At 70.4% G+C, this 25,017-nt stretch carries 22 protein-coding genes and 1 pseudogene; 12 read left to right on the top strand and 11 right to left on the bottom strand.

Annotated elements, in window-relative coordinates:
- Window positions 1–70: 70 nt before the first annotated feature.
- Both frc and M446_RS19420 read right to left on the bottom strand, forming a co-directional pair.
- Window positions 71–1,321: a formyl-CoA transferase gene (gene frc / locus M446_RS19425; protein ID WP_012333805.1), complete on the bottom strand. Its 1,251-nt coding sequence runs from the start codon at window positions 1,319–1,321 to the stop codon at window positions 71–73.
- Between the two features lie 186 nt (window positions 1,322–1,507).
- The gene (locus tag M446_RS19420) at window positions 1,508–1,936 is read right to left on the bottom strand and encodes a PAS domain-containing protein (RefSeq protein WP_012333804.1); all 429 of its coding nucleotides are present in this window, start codon (window positions 1,934–1,936) and stop codon (window positions 1,508–1,510) included.
- A 374-nt stretch (window positions 1,937–2,310) separates the two neighbouring features.
- On the opposite strand from M446_RS19420, the gene M446_RS19415 reads away from it, so the two are divergent.
- Together M446_RS19415 and M446_RS19410 are read left to right on the top strand one after the other, a co-directional pair.
- Window positions 2,311–3,003, top strand: coding sequence for a GntR family transcriptional regulator (locus M446_RS19415; RefSeq protein ID WP_012333803.1), 693 nt, complete (start codon window positions 2,311–2,313; stop codon window positions 3,001–3,003).
- Between the two features lie 145 nt (window positions 3,004–3,148).
- A complete protein-coding gene (locus tag M446_RS19410) occupies window positions 3,149–4,624 on the top strand; it encodes a protein adenylyltransferase SelO (RefSeq protein WP_012333802.1) in 1,476 nt (491 codons plus the stop codon).
- 388 nt (window positions 4,625–5,012) lie between these two features.
- Here M446_RS19410 and M446_RS19405 read toward each other — a convergent pair whose 3' ends face one another.
- The 7 genes from M446_RS19405 to M446_RS19375 form a co-directional block, all read right to left on the bottom strand.
- A complete protein-coding gene (locus tag M446_RS19405) occupies window positions 5,013–5,447 on the bottom strand; it encodes a hypothetical protein (protein ID WP_012333801.1) in 435 nt (144 codons plus the stop codon).
- A gap of 83 nt (window positions 5,448–5,530) precedes the next feature.
- Window positions 5,531–6,802 carry a lytic murein transglycosylase gene (locus tag M446_RS19400; RefSeq protein ID WP_012333800.1) on the bottom strand — a complete coding sequence of 424 codons (1,272 nt, stop codon included), beginning with the start codon at window positions 6,800–6,802 and terminating at the stop codon, window positions 5,531–5,533.
- A 62-nt stretch (window positions 6,803–6,864) separates the two neighbouring features.
- Window positions 6,865–7,572, bottom strand: a complete 708-nt coding sequence (locus M446_RS19395; protein WP_012333799.1) for a GntR family transcriptional regulator — start codon at window positions 7,570–7,572, stop codon at window positions 6,865–6,867.
- Window positions 7,569–8,381, bottom strand: coding sequence for an ABC transporter permease (locus tag M446_RS19390; RefSeq protein ID WP_043702558.1), 813 nt, complete (start codon window positions 8,379–8,381; stop codon window positions 7,569–7,571). Before M446_RS19390 ends, M446_RS19395 begins: the two co-directional genes overlap by 4 nt.
- Window positions 8,382–8,402: 21 nt before the next feature.
- Window positions 8,403–9,254, bottom strand: coding sequence for an ABC transporter permease (locus tag M446_RS19385; RefSeq protein WP_012333797.1), 852 nt, complete (start codon window positions 9,252–9,254; stop codon window positions 8,403–8,405).
- Between the two features lie 11 nt (window positions 9,255–9,265).
- Window positions 9,266–10,312, bottom strand: a complete 1,047-nt coding sequence (locus M446_RS19380) for an ABC transporter substrate-binding protein (protein WP_012333796.1) — start codon at window positions 10,310–10,312, stop codon at window positions 9,266–9,268.
- Between the two features lie 20 nt (window positions 10,313–10,332).
- Window positions 10,333–11,415, bottom strand: coding sequence for an ABC transporter ATP-binding protein (locus M446_RS19375; RefSeq protein WP_012333795.1), 1,083 nt, complete (start codon window positions 11,413–11,415; stop codon window positions 10,333–10,335).
- Between the two features lie 145 nt (window positions 11,416–11,560).
- On the opposite strand from M446_RS19375, the gene M446_RS19370 reads away from it, so the two are divergent.
- The 3 genes from M446_RS19370 (at window position 11,561) to M446_RS39485 (ending at window position 13,923) form a co-directional block, all read left to right on the top strand.
- Entirely contained in the window at window positions 11,561–12,967 is a 1,407-nt protein-coding gene (locus tag M446_RS19370; RefSeq protein ID WP_012333794.1) for an amidase, read from the top strand.
- Window positions 12,964–13,311 (top strand): hydroxyisourate hydrolase, encoded by a 348-nt coding sequence (locus M446_RS19365; protein WP_012333793.1) that lies wholly within the window; start codon window positions 12,964–12,966, stop codon window positions 13,309–13,311. Before M446_RS19370 ends, M446_RS19365 begins: the two co-directional genes overlap by 4 nt.
- A 255-nt stretch (window positions 13,312–13,566) precedes the next feature.
- Window positions 13,567–13,923, top strand: a complete 357-nt coding sequence (locus M446_RS39485; protein ID WP_083784710.1) for a DUF417 family protein — start codon at window positions 13,567–13,569, stop codon at window positions 13,921–13,923.
- Between the two features lie 38 nt (window positions 13,924–13,961).
- On the opposite strand, the gene M446_RS35625 is transcribed toward M446_RS39485, so the two are convergent.
- The gene (locus M446_RS35625) at window positions 13,962–14,447 is read right to left on the bottom strand and encodes a cyclic nucleotide-binding domain-containing protein (RefSeq protein WP_012333792.1); all 486 of its coding nucleotides are present in this window, start codon (window positions 14,445–14,447) and stop codon (window positions 13,962–13,964) included.
- Between the two features lie 240 nt (window positions 14,448–14,687).
- Between M446_RS35625 and M446_RS35620 the strand changes: the two are divergent.
- Window positions 14,688–15,174, top strand: a pseudogene (locus M446_RS35620) (transposase); the annotation flags it as partial.
- Between the two features lie 310 nt (window positions 15,175–15,484).
- Here M446_RS35620 and M446_RS34290 read toward each other — a convergent pair.
- Window positions 15,485–16,480, bottom strand: a complete 996-nt coding sequence (locus M446_RS34290; protein WP_265576390.1) for a Crp/Fnr family transcriptional regulator — start codon at window positions 16,478–16,480, stop codon at window positions 15,485–15,487.
- 1,201 nt (window positions 16,481–17,681) lie between these two features.
- Between M446_RS34290 and M446_RS19345 the strand changes: the two genes are divergently transcribed.
- The 6 genes from M446_RS19345 (at window position 17,682) to M446_RS19320 (ending at window position 25,011) form a co-directional block, all read left to right on the top strand.
- Window positions 17,682–18,716, top strand: a complete 1,035-nt coding sequence (locus tag M446_RS19345) for a glycosyltransferase family 2 protein (RefSeq protein WP_012333790.1) — start codon at window positions 17,682–17,684, stop codon at window positions 18,714–18,716.
- 189 nt (window positions 18,717–18,905) lie between these two features.
- Window positions 18,906–20,090 carry a glycosyltransferase family 4 protein gene (locus M446_RS19340; protein ID WP_265576389.1) on the top strand — a complete coding sequence of 395 codons (1,185 nt, stop codon included), beginning with the start codon at window positions 18,906–18,908 and terminating at the stop codon, window positions 20,088–20,090.
- 80 nt (window positions 20,091–20,170) lie between these two features.
- The gene (locus tag M446_RS19335; RefSeq protein WP_012333788.1) at window positions 20,171–21,310 is read left to right on the top strand and encodes a DegT/DnrJ/EryC1/StrS family aminotransferase; all 1,140 of its coding nucleotides are present in this window, start codon (window positions 20,171–20,173) and stop codon (window positions 21,308–21,310) included.
- 810 nt (window positions 21,311–22,120) lie between these two features.
- Entirely contained in the window at window positions 22,121–22,972 is an 852-nt protein-coding gene (locus M446_RS19330; RefSeq protein ID WP_012333787.1) for a sugar transferase, read from the top strand.
- 84 nt (window positions 22,973–23,056) lie between these two features.
- Window positions 23,057–23,794 carry a nucleotidyltransferase family protein gene (locus M446_RS19325; RefSeq protein ID WP_012333786.1) on the top strand — a complete coding sequence of 246 codons (738 nt, stop codon included), beginning with the start codon at window positions 23,057–23,059 and terminating at the stop codon, window positions 23,792–23,794.
- A gap of 5 nt (window positions 23,795–23,799) precedes the next feature.
- Window positions 23,800–25,011: an NAD-dependent epimerase/dehydratase family protein gene (locus M446_RS19320; RefSeq protein WP_265576388.1), complete on the top strand. Its 1,212-nt coding sequence runs from the start codon at window positions 23,800–23,802 to the stop codon at window positions 25,009–25,011.
- The last annotated feature ends 6 nt before the right edge of the window (window positions 25,012–25,017 follow it).

Raw genomic sequence — 25,017 nt, 5'->3', positions numbered from 1 at the left:
GGAGCCGGACGCGAGACGACGGACGGCGCGCCCCGTGAGGGACGCGCCGCCATCGTCGCCGCGGGACCTGTTAGACCGCGCGCTCCTGGTGGAGCATCTCGATCTGCTGCTCGGTGTAGCCGAGGTCGCGCAGCACCTCGTCGGTGTGCTCGCCGAGGAGCGGCGACGCCTTGACCTCGACCTTCAGGTCCGAGAACTTGATCGGGCTGCCGACGGTCAGGTACTTGCCGAGCTGCGGGTGCTGCACCTCGACGATCGAGCCGCTCGCCCGCAACGACTTGTCCGCGGCGATCTCCTTCATGGACAGCACCGGCGCGCAGGGGATGTCGAACTTGCGCAGGATGTCCACGGCCTCGTACTTGGTCTTGTCGGCCAGCCAGCTCTCGATGAAGGCGAAGATCTCGAAGATCTTGTCCTGGCGGGCGCGGGCGGTGTTGTAGGCCGGATCCTCGATCCACTCCTCCTTGCCGAGGGCGCGGCAGATCGGCGCCCAGGCGTGGCCCTGGATCGTGAAGTAGATGTAGGCGTTGGGATCGGTCTCCCAGCCCTTGCACTTCAGCACCCAGCCGGGCTGGCCGCCGCCGCCCGCGTTGCCGCCGCGCGGCACCGCGTCGCTGAACTCGCCGTGCGGGTATTGCGGGTACTCTTCCAGGTAGCCGAGCGCGTCGAGGCGCTGCTGGTCGCGCAGCTTGACGCGGCAGAGGTTGAGCACCGCGTCCTGCATCGACACGGCCACCTTCTGGCCCTTGCCGGTCTTGTTGCGGGCGTGCAGCGCCGTGAGGATGCCGATCGCGAGGTGCATGCCGGTGTTCGAATCACCGAGCGCCGCGCCGCTCACGGTCGGGGGGCCGTCCCAGAAGCCGGTCGTCGAGGCCGCGCCGCCCGCGCACTGCGCCACGTTCTCGTAGACCTTCAGGTCCTCGTAGTGGTGGCCCTCGCTGAAGCCCTTCACCGAGGCGACGATCATGCCCGGGTTGAGCTCGTTGATCCGGGCCCAGGAGAAGCCCATGCGGTCGAGGGCGCCGGGGCCGAAATTCTCGACGAGGACGTCGGATTCCTTGATCAGCTTCTCCAGGACTTCCTTGCCCTGCGGGGTTTTGGTGTCGAGGGTGAGCGAGCGCTTGTTGGAGTTCAGCATCGTGAAGTAGAGCGCGTCCGCATCCTCGACGTGCCGCAGCTGGGTGCGGGTGACGTCGCCTGCGCCGGGCCGCTCCACCTTGATCACGTCCGCGCCGAACCAGGCGAGGAGCTGGGTGCAGGCCGGCCCGGCCTGGACGTGCGTGAAGTCGATGATCTTGATGCCTTCGAGGGGCTTGCTCATGAGGACATTCCTCCGTTTGCAGATCGGCGGCTCATCCCGCCTTGTGACAATCACACGGCCGCTTCGGCCCGTGTCGCTGAGCAGGGTTCGGACGAGAGCCTCGCGGCCGCCCGGCGAAACCTGCGATAACTTGGGATTTGTCTTGAGAAGCGGGCGGACCAGGGCCGCCCTCTTCGACGAGACCGGTCAGCCGACCGCTTCGAGGTCGCTGATGCGCTGGCGCAGCGCCTTCTCCTCGGCCCAGCGGCTGGTCTCGTCCCGGATCGACGCCACGATGCCGGTCACGACGCCCTCCGGGCCGTGCAGCAGCCCGACCGTGAAGGCGATCGACAGCGAGCGCCCGTCCTTGTGCAAGGCGGGCACCCGCAGGAGCGTGGTGCCGTACTTGGTCACGCCCGTCGCCATGGTCTTGGCGTAGCCGTCCCAGTGACGCCGACGGTGGCGCTCCGGCGTGATCAGGTCGAGGGTCTCCCCGAGCGCCTCCCGCTTGGTGAAGCCGAAGATGCGCTCGGCGGCCGCGTTCCAGGCCGTGATCCGTCCCTCCGCGTCGGAGACCACGATGGCGTCGCCCACCGCCTCCACGACTTGCTCGTAATCGCACTCAGCCACTATCATCCGCGTTCATCCCGCGTTGATTTCCACTCGATCGTCCCGCTCATCCGCCCGGTCACGCGTCGCGCCGGGCCGCAGGTCTTCGGCGAGGTGAGCCTTCAGGCAACATTGGCGTGCGGATTACCGTCATTCTCTGCGGTCCTCCCGGTTTCGTCTCGCCAGAAAGCGGGCCTCTTCGTGGAGGTCGCCAGCGAGTATTTTGTCTTGTTGTGTTGGCATGTGGTATGCCAGGATCCAGGCGATGTCAAGCGGCGGATCCGCGGGCATCGGGCCGGCGGGGGCTCCGTCGGCGCGGGGGGCGGAGGGAACGGATCGGGGCGGCCGTCGGAAGCGGCCCCGCCGGGCCCGCCGGGCAGGGAGACGCACAGGTGCGCGAGATGGTGAGGTCGCAGGAATTCACGGTGACGCCGATCGTCGCTTCGGCGAATCTGCGCACGCTCGTCTACGAGGCGCTGAAGGCGGCGATCGCCGAGATGGACATCTACGGGAGTCCGGAGGAGATCCGCCTCGACGAGCGCCGGCTGGCGCGGGACCTCGGGGTGAGCCGCACCCCGGTGCGGGAGGCCTTCACGGTGCTGGAGCAGGAGGGCTTCGTGCGCTCGGAGGCGCGCCGCGGGGTCTTCGTGGTCCGCAAGACGCGCCGGCAGATCATCGACATGATTCACGCCTGGGCGGCGCTGGAGGGCATGGCGGCCCGGCTGGCCTGCCAGCGCGCCACGGATGCGGAGCTGGCCGGGCTGGAGACGCTCTTCGCCGACTTCCTCGAACGCCCGCCCGCCGACAGCCTCGACGCCTATTCGGACGCGAACCTGCGCTTCCACCAAGCGGTGATCGCGCTCGGCCAGTGCAAGATCGTGGAGGCGATGTCGGGCACCCTGATGATCCACGTGCGCGGCATCCGCCGGGTGGCGATCCGGGCCGAGGGCCGGGCCGACCGCTCGAATGCCGAGCACCGCGCGATCCTGCGCGCCCTGCGCGGGCGCGACGGCGACGGGGCCGAGGCGCTGGTGCGGGCGCACGGGCTCGGGCTCGCGGCGCATGTCGAGCGCTTCGGCGACGCGCTCGGCTGAGCCGGGCCCCCTGCCGCACCGCGCCGCAGGGCGCCCGCGCCGGGGCGGGGTGCCAACCATTCGCCGGGAGCGGCATTGTCCCCGCAGAGCCCGTCTCGGCGCCCGCTGGGCGCGGACGGCCCGGCAGGAAGGCCAGAGCCCCGCGATGACGCCCCTCCCCTTCGACAACAGCTACGCCCGCTTCCCCGCGCGGTTCTTCGCCCGCACCGACCCGACGCCGGTCCCGGCGCCGCGGCTGATCCGGCTGAACCGGGCGCTCGCGGAGGCGCTGAGCCTCGACCCGGACTGGCTCGCGAGCCCCGACGGGGTGGCGATGCTGTCCGGCAACCGCATGCCGGCCGGGGCGGAGCCGATCGCCACCGCCTATGCGGGCCACCAGTTCGGCCACCTCGTGCCCCAGCTCGGCGACGGGCGGGCGATCCTGCTCGGCGAGGTCGTCGACCGGACCGGGATCCGGCGCGACATCCAGCTCAAGGGCGCGGGCCCGACTCCCTTCTCGCGCAGCGGCGACGGGCGGGCCGCGCTGGGGCCGGTCCTGCGCGAATACGTGGTCAGCGAGGCGATGGCGGCGCTCGGCATCCCGACCACCCGGGCGCTCGCCGCGGTGGCGACCGGGGACCGGGTGATCCGCGAGCGGGTGCTGCCGGGCGCCATCCTCACCCGCGTCGCCTCGAGCCACATCCGGGTCGGCACCTTCCAGTTCTTCGCGATCCGCCGCGACACCGAGGGCGTGCGGGCGCTGGCCGACCACGTCATCGCCCGGCACTACCCGGACCTCGCCGGGGAGGCGAATCCCTACCCGGCCCTGCTGTCGGCGGTGATCGCCCGCCAGGCGGCGCTGGTGGCGCAGTGGCTCTGCGTCGGCTTCATCCACGGGGTGATGAACACCGACAACATGTCGGTGGCGGGCGAGACCATCGATTACGGCCCCTGCGCCTTCCTGGACGCCTACGACCCGCGGACCAAGTTCAGCGCCATCGACGAGCACGGCCGCTACGCCTACGGGAACCAGCCGATGATCGCGCAGTGGAACCTCGCGCGCCTCGCCGAATCGCTGCTCGCGCTGTTCGGCGAGGACACCGAGGCGGCGATCCGGGACGCGCAGGACCGGCTCGCTTCCTTCCCGGCCCTGTTCGAGAGCGCCTATCACGGGGGCCTCGGGCGCAAGCTCGGCCTCCTGGAGGAGCGGGAGGAGGATGTGGGCCTCGCCAGCGACCTCCTGACCGCGATGGCCGAGAACGCGGCGGATTTCACCCTGACCTTCCGGCATCTCGGGGCCGCGGCCGCCGACCCGGCGGCGGAGCGCGCCGTGCGCGACCTGTTCGTCGACCCGACCGCCTTCGACGCCTGGGCCCCGCGCTGGCGGGCGCGCCTCGCGGCGGAGCCGATGCCGGGCCCCGAGCGGCGGGCGGCGATGGACCGGGTCAACCCGCGCTTCATCCCGCGCAACCACCAGGTCGAGGCGGTGATCGAGGCGGCGATCGAGCGGGACGATGTCGCCCCGTTCGGCGAGTTGGTGGAGGTGCTGAGCCAGCCCTACGCCGAGCAGCCGGAGCGCGCCCGCTACGCCGAGCCGCCGCGGGAGCACGAGCGGGTGCTCAGGACCTTCTGCGGCACCTGATCCGGGATCCGGTTGATCCGAGCGGATCCCGCGCCCGCGCGGCGCGTGAGCCAAGCCCCAATCCGCTCTCCCGAAGGGATCGAGCGGATGTGGGATGCGAGAGCGCCCATCGTTCGCCGTCCGGCACGACCCACGCGCCGATCGGCGAGGACGGGGGGACGAGGCCGCGCACCCGTCCGGCCTGGATCCGCCGCCGACGAACGGCCCGCGGGGCCGGACGGTGAGGGCATCCAGCCGCGGTGGGGGAGGTGTCTCGGACCATCCGGTCAGCACGATTCTCAACGCCGCCGCCGCCGACTTCGCCGACCGGATTGCCGGGAACCGCCTCGCCAGCCGGACGGGTCATGGTCGGCCAGGAGGGGGGCGCGGAGCCCGCAGGCGGGCGGAGTCACCGCGGCGAAGGGTCCCCCGCGCCCCCGGCCTTCGGGCCCGAGCCCAGTTTCCGCTTCTGCTCCTCGGCCAGGGCCTTGTAGTCGTAGGTCGGGTAGAACTCGGTCCGGTAGGGACCCCAGGCGGTGTTCTCCAGCGCGACGTTGACGTCCCGCAGCTTCGCGGGCGGCACCCGCAGCGTCACCACCTGGCCGATGCCCATCACCACGTACCAGGACACGACCTCGGTGCCGGCCGGCGGGAACTGGTCGTAGTAGCCGTTCTTCTGCAGCTGCGCGTTGATCTCGTGAAGGTTCTTCGACTGGTCGTGCTTGAGGAACACGGTGAGCAGCACCGCGTCGTTGCCCGCCGCGGGCGCCGTCTGGGCCGCGGCGGGACCGAGGCCGCAGGCGACCAGACCGGCCGCCAGGACCGCACGTGTGAGACCGTTCATATCATCCTCGCGGACACGCGACCCGCCCCTAATTGCGGGCGGAACGGCGCGCGGCAAGGGGCCTCGGCGCATCCGGGCCGGCGTCAGCGCGTCTCCCGCAGGCGATCGAGGAGGGCGGCGTCGGCGTAGCCGTCCGGCACCAGCCCGGCGGCCGCCTGGAAGGCGCGGATCGCGGCCCGGGTCTTGGGGCCGATCCGCCCGTCGACGCCGCCCGCCGGGTGCCCCCGCGCCTCCAGCCGAACCTGCAGGTCGCGGCGCTCGTCGCGGCTGAGCGGCCGGTCCCCGCGCGGCCACGCGCCGACGAGGGGCCCCTCCCCGCGCAGCCGGTCGGAGAGGTGCGAGACGGCGAGCGCGTAGGCGAAGGAGGCGTTGTAGCGCGTGATCGCGCGGAAGCCCGGCAGGAGCAGGAAGGCCGGGCCGCGCGCGCCGGCCGGCAGGACGAGCCGCGCCGGGACGCCGGTGGCCGCGAAGGGCTGCCCGTCCGCCCGGCGCAGGCCGAGCCGCTCCCAGGATTCGAGCGGGCGCTCGGTGGTCTCGTCCGCGAGCGCGTAGGCGAAGCCCGGCGGCAGCGCGACCTCGTAGCCCCAGGGCGCGCCGGCCGGCCAGCCCTCCGCGCTCAGGTAGTGCGCCGTCGCCGCGAGCGCGTCGGCGGGCGAGTGCCAGATGTCGCGCCGGCCGTCGCCGTCGAAATCCACCGCGTAGCGGAGATAGGTGGTCGGCATGAACTGCGTGTGGCCCATCGCGCCGGCCCAGGACCCGGTCAGGTCCGCGACCGGCGCGTCGCCCTGCGCGGCGATCCGCAGGGCGGCGGCGAGCTCGTCGCGCCAGGAGGCGGCGCGGGCCGGGTCCGCGCAGGCCAGGGTCGCCAGGGAGCGCAGCACGGGCCGCACCTTGCCGGGCTTGTCGAGCACGGCGCCGTAGCCGGATTCGATGCCCCAGATCGCGAGCAGCACGAAGCGGTCGACGCCGTAGCGCGCCTCGATGCGGGCCAGGACCGGCTCCCACGCGGCCAGCTTGGCGCGGCCATCGGCGACGGTCTCGTCCTTCACCGCCGCGTCGAGGTAGTCCCAGAGCGGCTTCTCGAACTCGGATTGGTGGCCGGCCGCGGCCAGCACCTCGGGATCGGGCGCGAGGTCCCCGAGGAGGGCGGACACGGTCGCCTCGGGCACGCCGCGGCCGGTCGCCTCGGCGGCGAGGTCCGTCAGGCAGCGCGCGAAGCCCGGCACGGCCTCGCCGGCGGGGGGCGGCGCGTCCTGGGCGAGGACCCGATGCGGCGCCGCGAGGGCGACCAGGAGGGCCCGGAGAAGGATTTGAGCCGGCCTCGCGCGCCGGCGGGAGAGGGGGAGCGGGGGCATGCCGTCACCACGCCGCGCGGCCGCCCGTCCGTCAAGCGCGGTCCCGCCGGGCGGAAAGGACCTCAGCGCGAGGGTCCGGACGCCCCGTCCGCCTCCGGCGCCCGTCCCTCCCCCTCCGCCAGCCGCGCCACCAGGAGCGCCTGGGTGCGCGCCACGTGCCGCGCCATCAGGAGGCGGGCGGCCTCGGCGTCGCGCGCGCGCAGGGCCGCCAGGATGGCGCGGTGCTCGGCGAGCGACTCGTCGAGCCGCCCGCCCGTGTCGAGGGCGAGGTTGCGCGCGCGCTCCAGCCGCACGAAGGCCCGCTCATGCGCCTCCGCCACGGCCGGACTGCGCGCGGCGGCCACGATCAGGCGGTGCGCCTGGCGGTTGAGGCGCACGTAGGCGTCGCGGTCCTCGCGCAGGGCCTCCATCGCCTCCTGCAGGCGCGCGAGGCGGGCGAGGTCGCCCTCGCTCATCCGCTCCGCGGCGAGGCCCGCGCCGTAGCTCTCGAGCGCCGCCTCCAGCTCGAACAGGGGCACCAGCCCGGCCGGGTCGAGGCGCGACACCAGGGCGGCCCGGTTCCGGCGCAGCGTCACCAGCCCCTCGCCCGCGAGCAGCTTCAGCGCCTCCCGGATCGGCGTGCGCGAGATGCCGAGGCGCCGCGCCAGATCGGGCTCGTTCAGCGCCTCGCCCGGCCGCAGGCGGTTGAGCAGGATCAGGCGGCGGAGCTCCGCCGCCGCGTGCTCGGTGAGTGAGGGGGCGGGGCGCGCGGGCGCGCTCCCGCGGGTCATGCCAGCCGCTTCGACAGGCCCGTCAGCCGCTCCATCACGGCGATGCCCGCCATGGTGGCGACGATCAGCACGCCGGAGAGCGCCGCGATGGTGACGTCGAGGCGCCCCTCCAGGTCCTGCCACATCCGGATCGGCAGCATGTCGGTCGCCGCGTCGCGCAGGAACAGGGAGACCGGGATGTTGTCGAACGAGGCCATGAAGGCGAGGAAGCCGCCCGACAGGACCCCCGGCCGGATCAGCGGCAGGGTGATGCGGCGCAGCGTGTAGAGCCGCGAGGCGCCGAGGCTCGCCGAGCCCTCGAGCAGCACCGGCTGGAGCTGGGTCAGCGCCGCGACGGTGTTGCGCACCACGTAGGGCACGCAGACCACCGTGTGGCCGATCACCAGCGTCGTCACGGAGACCGGCCAGCCGAGGAGCGAGAAGAACATCAGGCTGGAGAGCCCGAAGGCCAGGGCCGGCAGGACGAGGGGCGAGAGGAACAGGCTGTCGAGGAGCCGCGCCGCGAGGCGCGGCGAGCGCGCCACGGCGAGCGAGGCCATGACCCCGAGCCCCACCGAGAGCAGGGTCGCGGCCGCCGCGACGGTGAGGCTGTTGCGCAGGGCGAAGTGCAGCTGCCACGCCTCGGCGAGTTCCCCGTACCAGCGCAGGGAATAGCCCGGCGGCGGGAAGCGCAGCGACAGGCCGTCCGTGAAGGACACGACCAGCACGATCACGGTCGGGGCCAGGAGCAGGATCAGCGCCGCGCCCGCGAGGAGCGCGACCACGATCTCGAAGCTGAGCCGGTCGAGGGCGCCGGGCGGGCGGGACATCGGGCGGGACATCGGGCGGCCTCAGGTCTGGGCGTAGCCGCGCGCGAGGCGGCCGAGCGCGTTGAAGGCGACGATGACCGCCAGCACGGCGACGAGGAAGATCACCGACATCGCCGCCGCGAAGGGCCAGTTCTGCAGGGCGATCGCCTGCTGGTAGATGTAGCCGGGCATGAACAGCATCTGCCCGCCCCCGATCAGCGACTGGGTGATGAAGCCCGAGATCGCCGCCGCGAAGGTGAGGACCGAGCCGGCGATCAGCCCCGGCAGGGAGAGGGGCAGCGTCACCCGCCGGAAGGTGCGCCAGCGCCCGGCCCCGAGCGCCTCGGAGGCGTCCCACAGGCTCGGATCGATGCGGGCCAGCGCCGTCATCAGCGGCAGCACCATCAGGGGCATCTGCACCTGCGCGAGGGCCGCCACCAGCCCGCCCTCCGCGTAGAGGAGCCGCAGGGGCGGGCCGCTCACCCCGAGGGAGGCGAGCGCGCCGTTGACCACGCCCTGGCGGCCCAGGATGACGATCCACGCGAAGGTGCGGATCACCACGCTGGTGAGGAGGGGCGTGAGCACCGCCAGGATGACGAGGCCGCGCACCCGCCCCCCGGCCCGGGTCGCCACCAGGGCGAGCGGGTAGCCGAGGATCAGGCAGACGAGCGTCACCTTGAGCCCGAGCCAGAGCGTCGCGCCGAGCACGCCGAGGCTGAAAGGATCGCCGAGGAACGCCGCGTACTGCGCGAGGCCCAGGGTTCCGTCCGGCCCCTTGAGCGAGAGGCCGAGCAGCGCCGCGAGCGGCGCCGCGAAGAAGGCCGCGAAGAACAGGGCGAGCGGGCTCGCCAGCCGCAGGTCGTAGACCGTGACGTCGGGGAGGCGCCGCCTCATGGCCGCCGCCTCTAGAGCTTGATCTCGCGGTTGAACCGCTCCATCCAGGCCGCCCGCTGCGCGTTGATGGCCTTCCAGTCCTGGAACACGAATTTCCTGCGCAGGTCGTCGGTGTCCCGGGCGAGCACCTGGGCGATCTCGCCGCTCATCGTCACCTTGGCGTTGGTCGGCACGATCAGGTAGGGGGCCTGCATCAGCCGGGTCTGGACCGGCTCGGAGATCGCCGCCTCGATCAGCTTGAAGGCGAGGTCGCGGTTGGGCGAGTTCCTGACGATCTGGATCGCGGTCTTGAAGGCGATCGCCCCCTCCTTGGGCGCCACGAACTCGACCGGAACGCCCTTGGCCTTGAGGATCTGGATGGCGTTGAAGTTGCCGGGCGAAATGTCGACTTGGCCCTGCTGGAACAGGGTGGCGAGCGCCCCCGGATTGGCCGCCACCGCCGAGAGGTTGGGCTTGAGCGCCTCCATGGCCTTGAAGGCCGGATCGATGTTCGCCTCGGAGCCGCCGTGCATCTTGGCGATCTCGACCATGAAGCCGGTGCCGAGCGTCGAGTTCATGTTGGTGATGCCGACCCGGCCCTTGTATTCGGGCCGCCACAGATCGGCCCAGGAGGTGGGCTTCGTCCTCACCGTGTCGGGATTGTAGGTCAGACCGACGACCTGGAAGAAGGCCGCCGGGCCGGTCGCCTCCTGCGCGTCCGGGATGAGGTCCTTGAAGGAGGCGCTGCGCTCGACCGGGTAGGGCTCGACGAGGTCCTGCGCCTGGGCGGTGAGCGCCGGGCCCGGATCGTGCAGCATCACGTCGATCGGCGGGTTCGCGCGGGCGGCCGAGACCTTGGCGATCTGGTCGACGGACAGCATCGGGTCGAGGACGATCGGGGCGTTGCCGGTCTCCTTGCGGAAGGCGGGGACCAGCACGGCCTTGTGCGCCTCCTCCCAGCTCCCCGTGAAGGTGGCGAAGACGAGGGGCCTCGCCTGCGCGAGGGAGAGGCCGGGGAAGAGCTCCATCGCGCCGAGCGAGAGGGCGGTGGTGAGGAGGCGGCGGCGGTCGAGGATCATCGGAGCGTCCTGGGCGAGGATCAGGCGGCGGGGAAGGCGGAGGCGAGGCCGGGCGCGACGGCGACCCGCACGGCGGTGCCGGGCGGGCGCGCGGCCGCGCCGCCGAGGCGCGGCTCGGCGACCTTGAGGGCGCCGCCCGCTCCCACCCGCACCTCGTGGATCACCGTGGGGCCGAGCGGCAGCGCCATCTCGACCACGCCCGCGATGCCCTCCTCGCCGTCGGTGAGGCGCAGGTGCTCGGGCCGCAGGCAGGCGACGACGCGCGCGCCCGGCGCGAGCGCCCGGCCCGGGCGCCGCACCACGATCTCGCCGCCCGCATCGAGGGCGACGCGGGCGCCCGCGCCCTCCTGGCCGACGACGCGTCCCGGCATCGTGTTGGCCGAGCCCACGAAGGTGTTGACGAACAGGCTCTCGGGCGCGTCGTAGATCGTGGTCGGGGCCGCGAACTGCTCCAGCCGCCCCTGCGACAGCACCGCCACCCGGTCGGAGAGGGACAGCGCCTCCTCCTGGTCGTGGGTGACCAGGATCGTGGTGACGCCCGCCACCCGCTGCAGCCGCTTGACCTCGATCTGCATGTCAAGGCGGAGATTCTTGTCGAGGGCCGCGAAGGGCTCGTCGAGGAGGAGCACGGCGGGCCGGATCGCCAGGGCGCGGGCGAGCGCCACGCGCTGCTGCTGCCCGCCGGAGAGCTGGCGCGGGTAGCGCTCCGCCATGGCGCCGAGCTGCACGAGGCCGAGGAGGCGCTCGGCCTCCGCCTCCTGCTCGGCCCTCGGCGCCCCGCGCGCGGCGAGGCCGTAGGCGACGTTCTCGGCGACGCTCAGATGCGGGAAGAGCGCGTAGTTCTGGAACACGATGCCGACCGCCCGCCGGCTCGGCGGCAGGTCGTCCATGACCGCGTCGCCGACGATCACCCGCCCCTCGGTCTGGCGCAGGAAGCCCGCGACGATCCGCAGGAGCGTGGTCTTCCCGCAGCCGGAAGGGCCGAGCAGCGAGACGAGTTCCCCGCCCTTGATGTCGAGCGTCACGTTCCCGACCGCCACCGCCTCCCCGTAGCGGTGGGTGATCCCGTCGAGCACGACGGACCGGCCCGTCCCGGCCCGCATCGTCGCTTCCGTCACCGGCCTTCACCCCGCGGCATCGAACTTGCCCGCCGGTCTTCGCAAATCGTATGCCGGTTCGAGGAAAATCCATGCCATGCCGTGAGTTGAGCCGCCTCCCCGGGGAGACCGGCAGCCGCAGGAGCCCGCCATGACCGCCCTTTGGGCACTGAGCGCGACCGAGATGGCAGAGTGCTTCGCCGATGGGCGGGCGAGTCCGGTCGCGGTGCTCGAATCCTGCCTCGCGCGGCTCCATGCCTGCGAGCCGGCGCTGAACGCGGTCACGCGGCTCGCTCCGGGCGCCCGGGAGGAGGCCGAGGCGAGCGCGGCGCGCTGGCGGGCGGGGCGCCCGCTGTCGCGGCTCGACGGCGTGCCGATGACGGTGAAGGAGTTCCTCGTCACCGCCGGCCTGCCCGCGAGCTTCGCGGAGCCGCGGGACGGGCCCGAGCCGCCCGCGGCCCGGGACGAGCTGCCGGTGGCGCGGATGCGCGCGGCGGGCCTGGTGACGCTCGCCAAGACCAACATGCCGGAATTCGCCGTGCAGGGTTACACGGCCAACGCCCGGTTCGGCACCACCGGCAACCCTTGGGCTCCCGCGCTCACGCCCGGCGGCTCGACGGGCGGCGGGGCGGCGGCGACGGCCGCCGGCTACGCCCCGATCGCGCTCGGCACGGACGGGGGCGGGTCGCTGCGCCGCCCGGCCGCCCATACGGGCCTCGTCGGGCTCAAGACCTCGCTCGGCCTCGTGCCGCGCCGCGGCGGCCTGCCCTCGCCGCTGCTCGACTTCGAGGTGGCGGGCGCCCTCACCCGCACGGTGGCGGACAGCCGGGCGGTGCTGGCGCTGATGGCCGGGCCGGACCCGCGGGTGCTGTGGTCCCGCTTCCCGACGCCGCCCGCCGCCCCGCCGCGGCCGCTGCGGGCGCTCTACGTCGAGCGCCTCGGCGACGCGCCCCTCGATCCGGCGATCGCCGCCTCGTGCCGGGAGGCCCTGGACGACCTCGCGTCCTGCGGGGCGACGGTGACGGAGGGCCGGTTCCCACTCGACGTGGCGGCGCTCAACGACCTCTGGCCGGAGATCGGGCGGATCGGCCTCGCGCGGCTCTTCGCGGAGGATCCCGCCCTCGGGCGGCGGGCGAGCGAGCCCTACCGCGCCATGGCCGAGGAGGGCGCCCGCGCCCCGGCGACCCGCCTCGCCCGGATCCTCGACCGCGTCGCCTCCCTGCGCGACGCGGCGAGCGCGCTCTTCGCGGAGATCGATCTCCTGGTCACGCCGGCCATCGCGGCCCTGTCCTGGCCGGCCGCGGAGGTGTGTCCGGCGCGGATCGACGGCCGGCCGGTCGGGCCGCGGGGTCACGCGATCTATACGGGCTGGGTCAACGCCGCGGCGCTGCCCGCGATCAGCCTGCCGGTCGCTCCGTCCCCGGACGGGCTGCCGATCGGCCTGCAGCTCGTGGCCGGGTACGGGGCGGACGGGCTGCTGCTCGACGTGGCGGAGGCGATGGAGCGGCGGCGCCCCTGGGCGCATCGCCGGCCGGAGGTCGGGGGGAGGATCGGATGAGGGCGGGCGGGATCTCGGTCCACGCGGTGGACGTGGCGACGGGGCGGCCGGCGGCGGGGCTGCGGGTGACCGTCGAGGCGCTCGACCCGGCCGGGCGGCGGCTGGTGGCGGAGGGCCGGATCGGCCCGGACGGCCACCTGCCCCACCCGATCTCCGGCGGGGCGGGCGTGACGGCGGGGATCTACGAGGTCACCTTCGACGTCGGCGACTATCTCGCCCCGGAGGGGGGCGGGCGCTTCCTCGACCGGGTGCCGTTCCGCTTCACGATCGAGGACGTGGCCGCGCACGTCCACCTGCCCCTCAAGTTCACGCGCTTCGGCTACGCCCTGTTCCGCGGCGCGTGACCGGGGCGCCGGGGCGCGGAGGGGGATGGACGGGTCCCGCCACGCGCTCCCTGCCGAGCCGGCATCCGGGATGTCCGCTCCCTCTCCCGGTTCTCCTTCCGCCGACGCTGCGCTCGGCCGGGCAAGGCGGGAAGCCGGGATCCGCTTGATCGCAGCGGATCCCGGATCACGCGCCTGAGCGCGCCGCCTGAGCGAAGCCGACATCCGTATGGCCGAAATTGGAGATGACGAAGCCATCAACCGGATGTCGGATGGATCGGCGCGCTGACGTTCGCCCCCTCCGAGGCGGACAGCATCCCGCCGTTCGTGGCCAACAGCCCGGTGATGTCGGCCTTCTGCGCGCATCCGGATGAGGACAAGGCGCCCCTCACCCACGAGGGTGAGCGGAAGCCGGCGGAGCACGCGTGGCAGGAGCGGAACCGCACCTACGCTCGGGCTCGCGGCCTTCGGGGTGCGTGCTGGATCGGGATCCGGAAGCGGGGCGGTCGCTCGGACGGAGGCGAGCGTAGCGCTCCCGAGTTCGATCCCGGGTGCTGCTCTGCCCGACACGGGTCGGCGAACCGCAAGGAGGCGGCCGAATCTTTTCCTAAGGGAATGATCCGGGAGACCTGAGCCGCCACGCTCCTTGCAGCGGCGCTGTTCGATCGCATCTAAAGTATCGGACCGCGCGTAGCACTCACTGTGCCGACAATGTGGGTGTCGGCCTGGCGTAGCCTTCGGCAAAGTTCTCGATTTATGTTCTGCAGCACCATCGCGTATGCATAGATGTCTTTTTTATAAAAGTTATACAGGTTTCGAGCTGTGAGCTCGTATGCCACGACCGGTTGTTTTGCAATGAGAGTTGCCGATCTATTCTGTATTTCAATGACGGTCATCTCTCCAAAAAAATCACCTGGGCCGAGATGACATATATCAACGACACATCCCGATCCTCCGATCTTAGTCACCATAATCTCCCCAGAATGAACAATATACATCGAGTGTCCAGGCTCTCCCTCTACTATGATCGTGGCGCCTGCCTCAAAGTGTCGTTCAACCAACATCGAGATCAAGAGATCGAGACTCGTGTCCGAGAGGCCGCCGAAGAAGGGCGTGTCGACCAGGAATGCTTTCAGCTCGGGAGAATTGACAGCCATCAGCCTATTCCACTCCCGCTTCCGGAGCTCGACCACATCCCATATTGTGGATCCTTTGTATGCCGGCAGCTCGCTTTGCGCATCTGGCCAGGGTGCAATCCGGGCGCCGAGTGGTCCAGACGGTGTCTGGCAAACCGCCGGATGACCCACTGGGTGAGATTTGACGTCCCCCCATCGCTTTGGTCCGGCGTGAGTGCGAGTTTTCCGGTTTTGTGAGCCCCTGACGGGAGGAGCGGAACCGTGAAGACGGGCCGGTTCACCGCGGAGCAGATCCCCTCTGCGCTGAAGCAGGCCGAGACCGGGACGCCGGTCGCGGAGGTCCTGCGCCGGATCGGCATCTCCGAGCAGACGTTCTAACGCTGGAAGAAGCTCTACGGCGGACTGGGCACGGGCGAGTTGCGACGGCTGAAGCCGCCGGAGGAGGAGAAGCGGAAGCTCAAGCAGCGCGTGGCTGATCTGAGCCTCGACAAGCCCATCCTGCAGGACGTGCTCGCAAAGCAGCGACCTCGTGAACCAGGTGCGAGAGGCGCACGGGCTGAGCGAGCGGCGCGGCTGCGGCGCGCTCGGCGTCGGCCGGTCGAGCATGCGCTATCGCCCGACCAGGCCCGATCCGGCACCGCTGCGGAGGCTCATCCATGATCCGGCCAAGAGCCGGGTGCGCTCCGGCTATTTCCGGATCTGCATCCTGCGGCGCCGGGAAGGCCGGAGGGCGAACCACAAGAGGGTCTAACCGGCTCTGGTGCCTGAATGCGAACCGGTTCTCGTCCTTGGCCGATGCCAGGGCCAAGATCGAGGCGCGGCGGCGGCCCGGGAGGCTGCCGAATGGAACCCGGAGGCTCACCTTCCGGCCGGACCAGGATCCGGGGACCGTCATGTCATGGCCGGCTCTTGTCGACGACTGGAGCGCGGATGGAGAGTGACAATGGCCGAGACTGATGTCGATTCGCGCCGCGCGGTTGAAACCCGGATTCCCACCTGTGTGCCGGCGTGGAGATCGACCCGTGTGAGGGCCATGCCTGCGGATCACATCGCCGGCCTCACCGTCTCGCAAATCTGACCGCTTCTTCGACACGGGGCCGGGACCCGGCAGATGGGGCGGACCGATCAGCGACCGAGTGGACCGCACCCGCGAGGGGCGTGCGCGCTGCCTGCCGCCGACGGCCGTGCGTGACGAGGCGATTGTGATCGATCCGGTGCGGCGCGGCCGGTGCGGAGAGCCGCGGCTGAACCTCGCTGCGGGCTGCCGCGTCGCTGAGGTGGAGGTAATTCGGGTTGAACAGGCTTGCGGCCTGCAGGGCGGCGATGTCGGGGATCCGCACGGTTCGACCGAGCATCTCCACGAGCCCTTGATCGCGCAGTTGCGCGAGCTTGCGGTTTATGTGGACGTGCGACAGGCCCAGGGCATTGGCCATGTCGAATTGAGTGAGCAGCAGAACGAAGCTGTTGTCCTCGGTGAGCCCGGCCCGGCGCAGCCGCAGGAACAGCTCGCACAGCAGATGGCCGACCCGCTCCGTGCCGACGCGCTGACCAACATTCAGCAGCCACTCGCGCTGGATCGAGGCCGCGATGAAGCTCTCCCACAGCAGGGCCTGCCGGACCGCCGGGTGCTGCTCGCACACGGTCGCCAGCGCCCTGAGCGGGATGTCCGCACAGGTGAGCGGCGTCAGGGCGGCGATGGAGCAGTCCATCGCGTATCCCTCCGGGGCGAGCGCCTCCGTCAGGTCGCCCGGCAACAGGATCCCCGCGATCTGTCGCCGGCCATCCTCCAGTTGCTTGTAGCGGTAAGCCCATCCCGAGATGATCAGGCTGACATGGCCGAGATGGTCGCCCTCCTCAACGAGATCATCGCGGGCGGCGACGTACCGCCACTTGCGCACGAGGTGATGAAAGGCCTCGCGGTCCGCGCCGCCGAGATTCGTGAGCCGGCTGATTTTCGCGGCTGCGCGGCCCTGAATTGCTGCACCGCCGATCGCTGTCCCAAGCATGTGATCGTCCCCTGAGGCTTGCTTGTACCGTTCATTCCGGTCGAACATCTGAGTAATCAGGCTGGACTCGTTTGCGCGGCCGTGCATGCACATTGGCGCCATGCTTCAATCGTATCGATCGCGTTCGTGCTCAACTGATCAGCTACACGCCGGATCAGCGAGGGCGCACGGGTGGCCCCGCGAGTCGGAGCGATGCTGCAGTGAGTGGCCGCTGCGCTCCGTCGAACGTTGCGCCCCGACCCCGACCGGGCGGCGAAGTCGCCCCCGCTTCAGGAGCCGACAGGCCGGCCGCGCTGCCGCACGCCGCCAGAGTCCGGCTCGCCACGCGAGAGTGCTCCGGACATCGTGCCTGCGCCGAGGCCAAGTTCTATTTCACCCTATATCCCGCTGCTTCGGCGCCCTGTCAGCCGATCTGGATCATTAATACGGGACAGAGCGACCGCCGGCGGTGATATTTCTCACTTCAGAGTGAAGATGCGGTCCCACCTTTGCAGTAGGAGCGTCTTCGGTCGCGCTTGACTTTGGCTTGGCAGGAAGGGGACGACCTGCTGAATGCGTCAGGTATCGGCGGCGCGACCGTTGCTCGCACTGCATCGGCTTCGTAGACCGACCGTGCGTCGATGCCGCCGGGTGATCGAGGCCGACAGGGCGGAGTCAGGTGAGACGTCGCATCCCCCCGGAAGGCGAGGAACCCGCGGGTCAACGCCCCCGGTCACACGGACGGCCCAGGCGAGGAAGCGCAGTGGAGACGCGATGGGCCGGTCACGGCCGCCCGCTGGCCTGACCCAAGCGGGAGGGGCCGCCGGGCGGACACGAAGCGATGCGGCTCCTGTCTTTCAGGCCGACGCATCGGCGGCCCGATCCAGGGCGGCCGTCATGCCGTTGGCACGGGACAGGGCAGCATGGGACAGGGCAGAAAGTCCATCGGTCATCGTGTTCGTTTGCGGCCCCTGCCGACCCTTCATCGTCCGAAGCGCCGAACCAAGACACGCGCCGACCGCACCGGAAGCACCTGCTCCCGCCGCCGGCACGGTGCGACGCCACGCTACAAGTCAATCGGCCCATTGAACTCGGAATCCTTACGATGCACCGCCGTCCGTGGATGGCCGCCCGAAACCGCTCGGGTGGCGCATAATTTTTAGCAGACGCTTGCGGCCTCGAAATCTATCGCTTGTCAGCTAGGAGCGCTTGCGCCGCGTCGTTTCGGATCGGATCGCGGAGTGCGGGCAAGCGCGGCGGAGGTGAAGCCATGGATGGTAGGGATCTTAGCCATATTCCAGGCAATAATTCAACTAATAATCCGCACATATCGGTCGTAATTTCCGTGAAGAACCGCTTCTTTCTGCTGAAGGACTGCCTGGAAGCTTTGCTCAGGCAGACGATTGGCGTCGAGAGCTTCGAAGTCATTGTCGTCGACAACGTGTCTCAGGACGATATCGCCGGTCTTTGCACGGCGATGCGGGCCCAGGGTCTGCAGCTCCGCTACCTGCGCATGCAGCACGACAAGGGACCGGCCCCGGCGCGCAACCGAGGCGTGCTTGAGGCGCGGGCCCCGCTGATCGCCTTCACGGACAGCGATTGCCGGCCCCATCCCGAATGGCTCGCCCTTGGCATCGCCGCCCTGGCCGACCCGGCGGTCGCGTTCTCGACGGGCCCGGTCCTGCCCAAGCCGGAGCAAACGGCATCGCTCTGCTCCAAACTCACGTTCGTCACGGCGCAGGAGCACCCGACCTTTCCGACCGCCAACATGGTCGTGCGGAAAAGCGTGTTCGACGCGTTCGGCGGCTTCGACGAAACCCTCTCGTTCCGTGACCCGCTCAACCGGGCGACGGAATGTGCCGATACCGATCTCGCCTGGCGCATCATCGAGGCCGGCTACACCCGCCGCTTCGAGCCGCGCGCCGTCATCTGGCACGAGATCGAACAGCAATCGCTTCTCCAATGGATTCTCGAGCCGACACGATTGTTTCTGGTTCCTGCCCTAGTCAAGCGGCATCCGGAACTCAGGAGACGTCTCCTCGTCGCGCGCCTGTTCTTCTATCCTCCGATATGGCTGCTTTACCTCGCGGTATGCGTGGCGGCGTTCGCCGTCATCTGGCAGCCGCTGCTGCTGCTCGTGCTGCCGCCGGCACTGCTCGCGCGGGGCATCCATCGCACCGGCTCCGTGGACCCGCGGCAGCTCGCAGCCCACGCCGGGCGTGTGATTGCTCACCTGCCGCGGATGGTCGTCATGATAACATCCCTGCTTTATGGAAGCATTCGCTACCGCGCACTCGTTCTATGAACCCGCGCGTTGCTCCATAATGACACCTTGAAGCTTTTCATCTCTGACGATGCATTTGCTCGATACGGAAGTCGCCACGGCAAATTACATCGTTTTTCAAGATCAGTCTCGACAATTCTGAATGCAAGATAGTTTCTCGCCGGAGCCACACGGTCGTGGTCGCTCGCGGCGAAGCGGTTGGAGGCAACAGTGCGGATCGCAGTGACTCACCCGACGGCATGGCCGGAGGTTCGCCGAGGATCGGAGCGGATGCTCCATGATCTGTCGCAGCGCTTGGCGGCCCGCGGCCACGACGTCACCGTCCTGACCAGTTCTCCCGCGTCCGAAACGCGGATCGAAGCCGATGGCCCGGTCCGGCGCGTCCTGCTTCGCCGCAGAACCGGGCCGGCCGCGCTGACGGGCCGCTGGTTCAACAGCCAGCATCTGTTCGGCTGGGACTTGGCCAGGTGGCTCCGTGCGGAGCCGTTCGACGCCGTGCACTGCTTGAACTACCACGATGCGGTCGGCGCTCTGATCGCGCGCCGGGCGGGTGCACGGTTCCGCCTCGTCTTTCAGTGTACGGGCATTCCGGTGCGGCGCTACTTCCGGCGCATTCCCGCCGACGGCCTGATGTTCCGCATGGTGCTGCGGCAGGCGGATGCCGTGGCGGTCCTGTCCCGCTTCGCTCAGGACGCGCTCGCGCGGGATTACGGGGTCGCCGGGACGTTGCTTGCGTCCCCCACCGAGACCGCTCCCTTCGAGGCGCTGCCGGACGACGCTCCGCGCGAACCCTACATCCTGTTCAGCGGGGATGCCGACGAGCCGCGCAAAGGCGCACTCCTCCTCGCCCAGGCGTTCCCGGCCGTGGCCGAGCGGCTGCCGGCTCTCCGGCTCGTCTACACGGGACGATCGAGCCCGGCCACCCGCGCGGCTTTGTCCGCTGCCGTTCCGGGCAACCTCCGCGATCGAGTCGAATTTCTCGGTCTCGGCCGCGTCGAGGACCTGCCGCACCTCTACGCACGCGCGACGGTCTGCGTGAACCCGGCCGTCTGGGAGGCGCTGGGCAATGTCCTGATCGAAGCCCTGGCGGCCGGAACCCCGGTGGTCGGCGCGCGGCACGCCGGCATCCCGGACATCGTCGCGGACGAGACGGTGGGGGCTCTGTTCGATCCGGGCTCGACGCGGCTGGCCGCCACGAACGCGGCCGGACTGAGCGAGGCCATCCTGAGGGCTGCGGCCCTGGCCGCGCGGCCCGAGACCCGCGCGCGGTGCCGCGCGCGGGCGCAGGCCTTCTCCTGGAACGCCCTGATCCCCCGCTACGAGGGCCTGCTCGGCGGCGACGCCCCGCCGCGCGAGATCGGCCCTCCCCTGCCCGCCGCCATCCCGTTGCGATGAACCGCCCGTCTCCCGGCGCCGCGTCGCTCGCGCGATGCGCTCCTGTTGCCGAACCTGTCCGAGCATGAGGTGCCCGTGTGATGACCGCTTCCCTCTCGATGTCGCGTCGCGCGAGCGACGTGCCCCTCTCGCTGCCGAACCTGTCGGAGCTCGAGATCGCCTACGCGGCCGAGGCGCTGGCGAGCGGGGATATCGGGCCCGCCGGCCCCTTCCGCGACCGCTTCGAGGCCATCTGGGCCGCCCGGAACGGCACCGCTCATGCGATCACGGTCTCGTCCGGAACGGCGGCGCTGCACGTGGCGCTGGTGGCGCTCGGGATCGCGCCCGGCGATGAAGTGATCGTGCCGGCGACGACCTACGTGGCGAGCGCGAATGCCGTGCTGCACGCCGGCGCCCGGCCCGTTCTCGTCGACGTGGACCCCGAGACCTTCTGCATCGACCCGGCCGCCGCGGCCGCCGCGGTCACGGCGCGCACCCGGGCCATCATGCCGGTCCATCTGTTCGGCCATCCCTGCCCGATGGACGCCCTGGAGGAGATCGCGGGGGCGCGGGACATCGCCCTGGTGGCTGACGGGGCGCACGCTCCGCTCGCCGGATATCGCGGAAACCCGGTCGCCGCGGCCGCGACGGTCACCACGCACTCCTTCTTCCAGAACAAGATCTTCAGCTGCGGCGAGGGAGGAGCGCTGCTCACGAACGATGCCGACCTCATCGTGCGTGCGACGCAAGTGCGAGCCCACGGGCTCGATCTCGGTGGCCGAGCGATCTATCACCGGCTCGGCTACAATTACCGGTTGACCAATCTCGCCTGCGCGATCCTGTGCGCGCAGGAGGAGCGGGCGGACGCGATCCTTGCGCGTCACGCCGAGCTGAATCGACTGTATCGCCAGCTCCTCGCCGATCATCCGTCCATCGCCTTGCAGGCCATCCGCGATTGGGCAGAGCCGGTCCAGTGGTTCTTTCCCCTCGTCCTTCGCAACCCTGCGCCGGCCCTCGATCGGGTGATCGCCCGTCTGGGCGAGCGCGGCATCGGCGCGCGCCCGTTCTTTCCCTCGCTCGATAGCATCCCGCATCTCTCGGCATTTCATGCCGAGCGCCCGCACCCGCTCACGACCGCGCGCCGTCTCGCCGACCGAGGGCTGCTGCTGCCATTGCGCGCCACCATGAGCGACCGCGACGTGGAGCGTGTCGTGGAGGAGCTGGCGGTCGCGCTGCGCTGACCGCGCACCGGACGGCGCCGGATGAGCGCATCGCCGCCGGGACGGGCCGGTCCCGGACGGGCTCCATGGGCGTCGGGTCCGCTCGCCTTCCGGCCGTAGCCGCCGCGGCCCTCGGGCCGTGATGCTGCGCCCCCGTGCCGGATCGCGCTCCACTCCGGCGGGCACCGCTCCCGCGCACGATCCCCATCATCCGCCATCCGGTTGATGGCTTCGCCCTCTCCCATTTCGGCCATGCGGATGTCGGCGTCGCTCAGGCGCCGCGCTCAGGCGCCGCGCGGGCGCGTGATCCGGGATCCGCTGCGATCAAGCGCATCCCGGATCAGTCGCGCCCCTGCGGGGCATCGCCGGGCACCGCTCCTCGGCACCGCCCGCGCGCGCCGCCGCGTCCAGGCCAGGTCGCGAGCCGCGAAAGGCGGATCGGCGGGCCCCCAGGAACAGCCCTCGCGGTTGAACAGCCCTCGCGGCTGCCGTGCCCCCAGGGGCCGCGAAGCGGCGTCGATGAGGGCAGACGCGCCCCAGAGTGCCGTCGCGCCCGAGACGATCATCCCCGCCGCCATCGCTCCACCGCATGCAATCAGTCGCATCTTTCTTGTGCGTCGGCGCACAAGGCGCTGCACACCTGCGGTCGCGCCGGATCATCGATCCATCGCAGACCGGCACGTCCGCGCGGCAGCATTCGACGAATGCTGCAAAAAATTTTGCCGCCGGCCGCCCCGCCGCGATGTCTACTGCAATCACAAATCTTCGCCCGGGCCGAGACGGCCGGGCCCGGAGGAATTCTTCAGCTCACGCCAAGATCAGGGGGAGTCGATGACGAGCCTCATCATGAGCTCGCACCCGCGCGAGGCGCTGGCCGAGCCGGAGGATGGCAACGCGTACCTGGATGCGCCCGCCAGGGGAGAGCGGCAGGCGGCGGATGCGGCAGCCATCGTGGATGCGCTGGCCAAGCGCACGGTCGACGTGATCGGAAGTGCCTGCATTCTGCTCCTGCTGGCACCTCTGCTGGTCGTTGTCGCGATCGCCATCAAGGTGAGCAGTCCCGGGCCGGTCCTGTTTCGTCAGGCGCGGTACGGGCAGGGCGGCCGGATCTTCTCGATCTGCAAGTTCCGGACGATGGTCGGGCCCTCGCCGAAGTGCATCGCGATCGGCGACCCTGACGACCATGAAGCGCGCCTGACCCCGCTGGGCCGGATCCTGCGCCGCTACTGCATCGACGAGCTTCCGCAGCTCCTCAACGTCCTGGCCGGCGACATGTCTCTGGTCGGTCCGCGCGCCCATCCGGTCGGCCTGCACGTTCTCCAGGTTCCCTACGAGGACGTGGTGCCGAACTATCACCACCGTCACAGCGTCAGGCCCGGCATGACCGGATTGGCGCAAGTGATGGGTTTCCACGGCATCGTCGACTCGGTCGAGCATGCCCAGGCGCGCCAAGCCTACGATGTTCTCTACATCCAGCGCCGGAATACTGACCTGGATGTCGCACTCATAGCATTCACCGGCTGGCGGTTCCTGCTGCGCGGTGGGCGCGGAGCCAGCCGCTTCCCCATCCAGAGATTCCTCCCGACGCAGCTTGGCAGCGCGACTCCGCCCTTCGCCTCCGAGCCTGCATCGGCCGCCCCGGCGCCTTGCGCCGACGGCCTGAGCACTTTCGCGGCGTCCTGACCCCCGCATCACGCGATCAGGATCCAGCATCACCGGCGTGGAGCCGCCAACGGCTACCAGCAACGCGCAAAGGAGAGAGCGCACATGAAAGTCTTGATACTGGCCGGTGGGCGCGGCACGCGCGCCTACCCCTACACCGACTACCTGCCGAAACCGATGATGCCGGTCGGTGGCAAGCCCATCATCGTCCGGGTCATGCAGATCTTCGCGAACCAGGGGGTGACGGATTTCGTTCTGTCGCTCGGATATCGCAAGGAAGTCATTCTCGACTACTTTGCCGGGCGGTCCCTCGGCTGGAACGTCGAACTGGTGGACACCGGCGACGAGGCCGACACCGGCGATCGTGTCCGCCTCTGCCAGGACAGGCTGGGCGACGAGTTCTTCGTCACCTACTCGGACGGGCTCTGCGACGTCGATCTCGACAGCCTGCGCGCCTTTCACCGCAGCCACGACGGTCTCGCCACGATCACCAACGTCCCGCTTCGTTCCCAGTACGGAACGATCGAGTCCGATCGCGAGGGACGCGTCCGCGCCTTCCGTGAGAAGCCGATCCTGCGTGATCACCGCATCAATGCCGGCTACTGCATCATGAGGAAGGCCGTGTTCGATCATTGGCACGGCAGCAGCCTCGAACGCGAAGTCTTTCCCTCCCTGCTACGGAGTCGAAAGCTGTTCTCGTTCGACCATGACGGCTTCTTCAAGTCGATGGACACGTTCAAGGATCAGCAGGAACTCGAGGCAATGTTTGAGAGCCGCGAGTTCGATTGGATCGAGTCGCGCCCGTCGGTGGTTCGGGCCCGTGAGCTGGAGGTTGTTCGATGAGCAAGATGTCTTTCTGGTCCGGCAAGCGCGTCCTCGTCACCGGTTCGGCCGGGTTCCTCGGCTCGTGGACGGTGCGGACCTTGCGCGAGAGCGGCGCATTGGTGGTCGGCTACGTGCGCGACCTCAATGCCTACGGAAATTCGCTGGCGGATGACTTGGCCAAGCCGACCATCGTCGTGCACGGCCGGCTGGAGGATCGGGAGACCCTGCGGCGTGCCGTGAACGAGCACGAGGTGGACACGGTGATCCACCTCGCCGCTCAGCCGATCGTCGGCACGGCCCTGCGCGATCCGGTGGGCACCTTCGAGGCCAACATTCGGGGTACCTGGAACCTGCTCGACGCCTGCCGGCTGTACGGGAAGGTCGAACGCATCCTCGTCGCGTCCAGTGACAAGAGCTACGGCAGTTCCGACGTCCTTCCCTATACGGAAGACATGCCGCTTGTCGGGCGCGCACCCTACGACGTCTCCAAGAGCTGCACCGACCTCCTGGCGCGCAGCTACTTCGAGACCTACGGCCTGCCGATCTGCATCACGCGGGCCGGCAACTTCTTCGGCGGAGGCGACCTCAACTTCAACCGGCTGGTGCCCGGGACGATCCGCTGGGCGCTGCGGGGCGAGCGCCCCGTGCTGCGCTCGGACGGCACGATGATCCGCGACTACATCTACGTCCGGGACGTCGTGGCCGGATACCTCGCCATCGGCGAGGCCATGCACGAGCCGGGCGTGGCCGGCGAGGCCTTCAACCTGTCGAACGAGACGCCCCTCAGCACGATGGCCTTCACCCACGAGATCCTCCGCGCCTGCCGGCGCCCGGATCTCGAACCGCTGGTCCTGGGCGAGGCCCGGTCGGAGATCGACGCCCAGCACCTCAGCGCCGCGAAGGTCCGGCGGATCGTCGGCTGGTCGCCGCGGTGGAGCATGGCGGACGCCCTGGCGGAAACCGTCGCCTGGTACCGGAACTACATGGGCCGGATCGGTGAGATCGAACGGGAAGCCCCTCCGCACGATGGCCTTCGCCAACGCGATCCTCAGCGCCTGCCGGCGCCCGGATCTCGCACCGCTGGTCCTGGGCGAGGCCCGGTCGGAGATCGACGCCCGGCACCTCAGCGCCGCGAAAGTCCGGCGGACCGTCGGCTGGTCGCCGCGGTGGAGCACGGCGGACGCCCTGGCGGAAACCGTCGCCTAGCCCCGGAACTCCATCGGCCGGATCGGTGAGATCGG

It is taken from the genome of Methylobacterium sp. 4-46 (assembly GCF_000019365.1).
Taxonomy (GTDB): Bacteria; Pseudomonadota; Alphaproteobacteria; order Rhizobiales; family Beijerinckiaceae; genus Methylobacterium.
This window is presented reverse-complemented; position numbering and strand designations above follow the sequence as displayed.

Excerpts from the sequence above, each read along its gene's own strand:
- M446_RS19410 (WP_012333802.1), top strand. The coding sequence starts at position 3,149 with ATGACGCCCCTCCCCTTCGACAACAGCTACGCCCGCTTCCCCGCGCGG.
- frc (WP_012333805.1), bottom strand. The coding sequence starts at position 1,321 with ATGAGCAAGCCCCTCGAAGGCATCAAGATCATCGACTTCACGCACGTC.
- M446_RS19365 (WP_012333793.1), top strand. The coding sequence starts at position 12,964 with ATGAGGGCGGGCGGGATCTCGGTCCACGCGGTGGACGTGGCGACGGGG.
- M446_RS19370 (WP_012333794.1), top strand. The coding sequence starts at position 11,561 with ATGACCGCCCTTTGGGCACTGAGCGCGACCGAGATGGCAGAGTGCTTC.
- M446_RS19405 (WP_012333801.1), bottom strand. The coding sequence starts at position 5,447 with ATGAACGGTCTCACACGTGCGGTCCTGGCGGCCGGTCTGGTCGCCTGC.
- M446_RS19390 (WP_043702558.1), bottom strand. The coding sequence starts at position 8,381 with ATGTCCCGCCCGCCCGGCGCCCTCGACCGGCTCAGCTTCGAGATCGTG.
- M446_RS19375 (WP_012333795.1), bottom strand. The coding sequence starts at position 11,415 with ATGCGGGCCGGGACGGGCCGGTCCGTCGTGCTCGACGGGATCACCCAC.
- M446_RS35625 (WP_012333792.1), bottom strand. The coding sequence starts at position 14,447 with ATGGCTGTCAATTCTCCCGAGCTGAAAGCATTCCTGGTCGACACGCCC.
- M446_RS19380 (WP_012333796.1), bottom strand. The coding sequence starts at position 10,312 with ATGATCCTCGACCGCCGCCGCCTCCTCACCACCGCCCTCTCGCTCGGC.
- M446_RS19400 (WP_012333800.1), bottom strand. The coding sequence starts at position 6,802 with ATGCCCCCGCTCCCCCTCTCCCGCCGGCGCGCGAGGCCGGCTCAAATC.
- M446_RS19330 (WP_012333787.1), top strand. The coding sequence starts at position 22,121 with ATGACGAGCCTCATCATGAGCTCGCACCCGCGCGAGGCGCTGGCCGAG.
- M446_RS19325 (WP_012333786.1), top strand. The coding sequence starts at position 23,057 with ATGAAAGTCTTGATACTGGCCGGTGGGCGCGGCACGCGCGCCTACCCC.
- M446_RS19345 (WP_012333790.1), top strand. The coding sequence starts at position 17,682 with ATGGATGGTAGGGATCTTAGCCATATTCCAGGCAATAATTCAACTAAT.
- M446_RS19385 (WP_012333797.1), bottom strand. The coding sequence starts at position 9,254 with ATGAGGCGGCGCCTCCCCGACGTCACGGTCTACGACCTGCGGCTGGCG.
- M446_RS34290 (WP_265576390.1), bottom strand. The coding sequence starts at position 16,480 with ATGTTCGACCGGAATGAACGGTACAAGCAAGCCTCAGGGGACGATCAC.
- M446_RS19395 (WP_012333799.1), bottom strand. The coding sequence starts at position 7,572 with ATGACCCGCGGGAGCGCGCCCGCGCGCCCCGCCCCCTCACTCACCGAG.
- M446_RS19335 (WP_012333788.1), top strand. The coding sequence starts at position 20,171 with ATGACCGCTTCCCTCTCGATGTCGCGTCGCGCGAGCGACGTGCCCCTC.
- M446_RS19415 (WP_012333803.1), top strand. The coding sequence starts at position 2,311 with ATGGTGAGGTCGCAGGAATTCACGGTGACGCCGATCGTCGCTTCGGCG.
- M446_RS19420 (WP_012333804.1), bottom strand. The coding sequence starts at position 1,936 with ATGATAGTGGCTGAGTGCGATTACGAGCAAGTCGTGGAGGCGGTGGGC.
- M446_RS19320 (WP_265576388.1), top strand. The coding sequence starts at position 23,800 with ATGTCTTTCTGGTCCGGCAAGCGCGTCCTCGTCACCGGTTCGGCCGGG.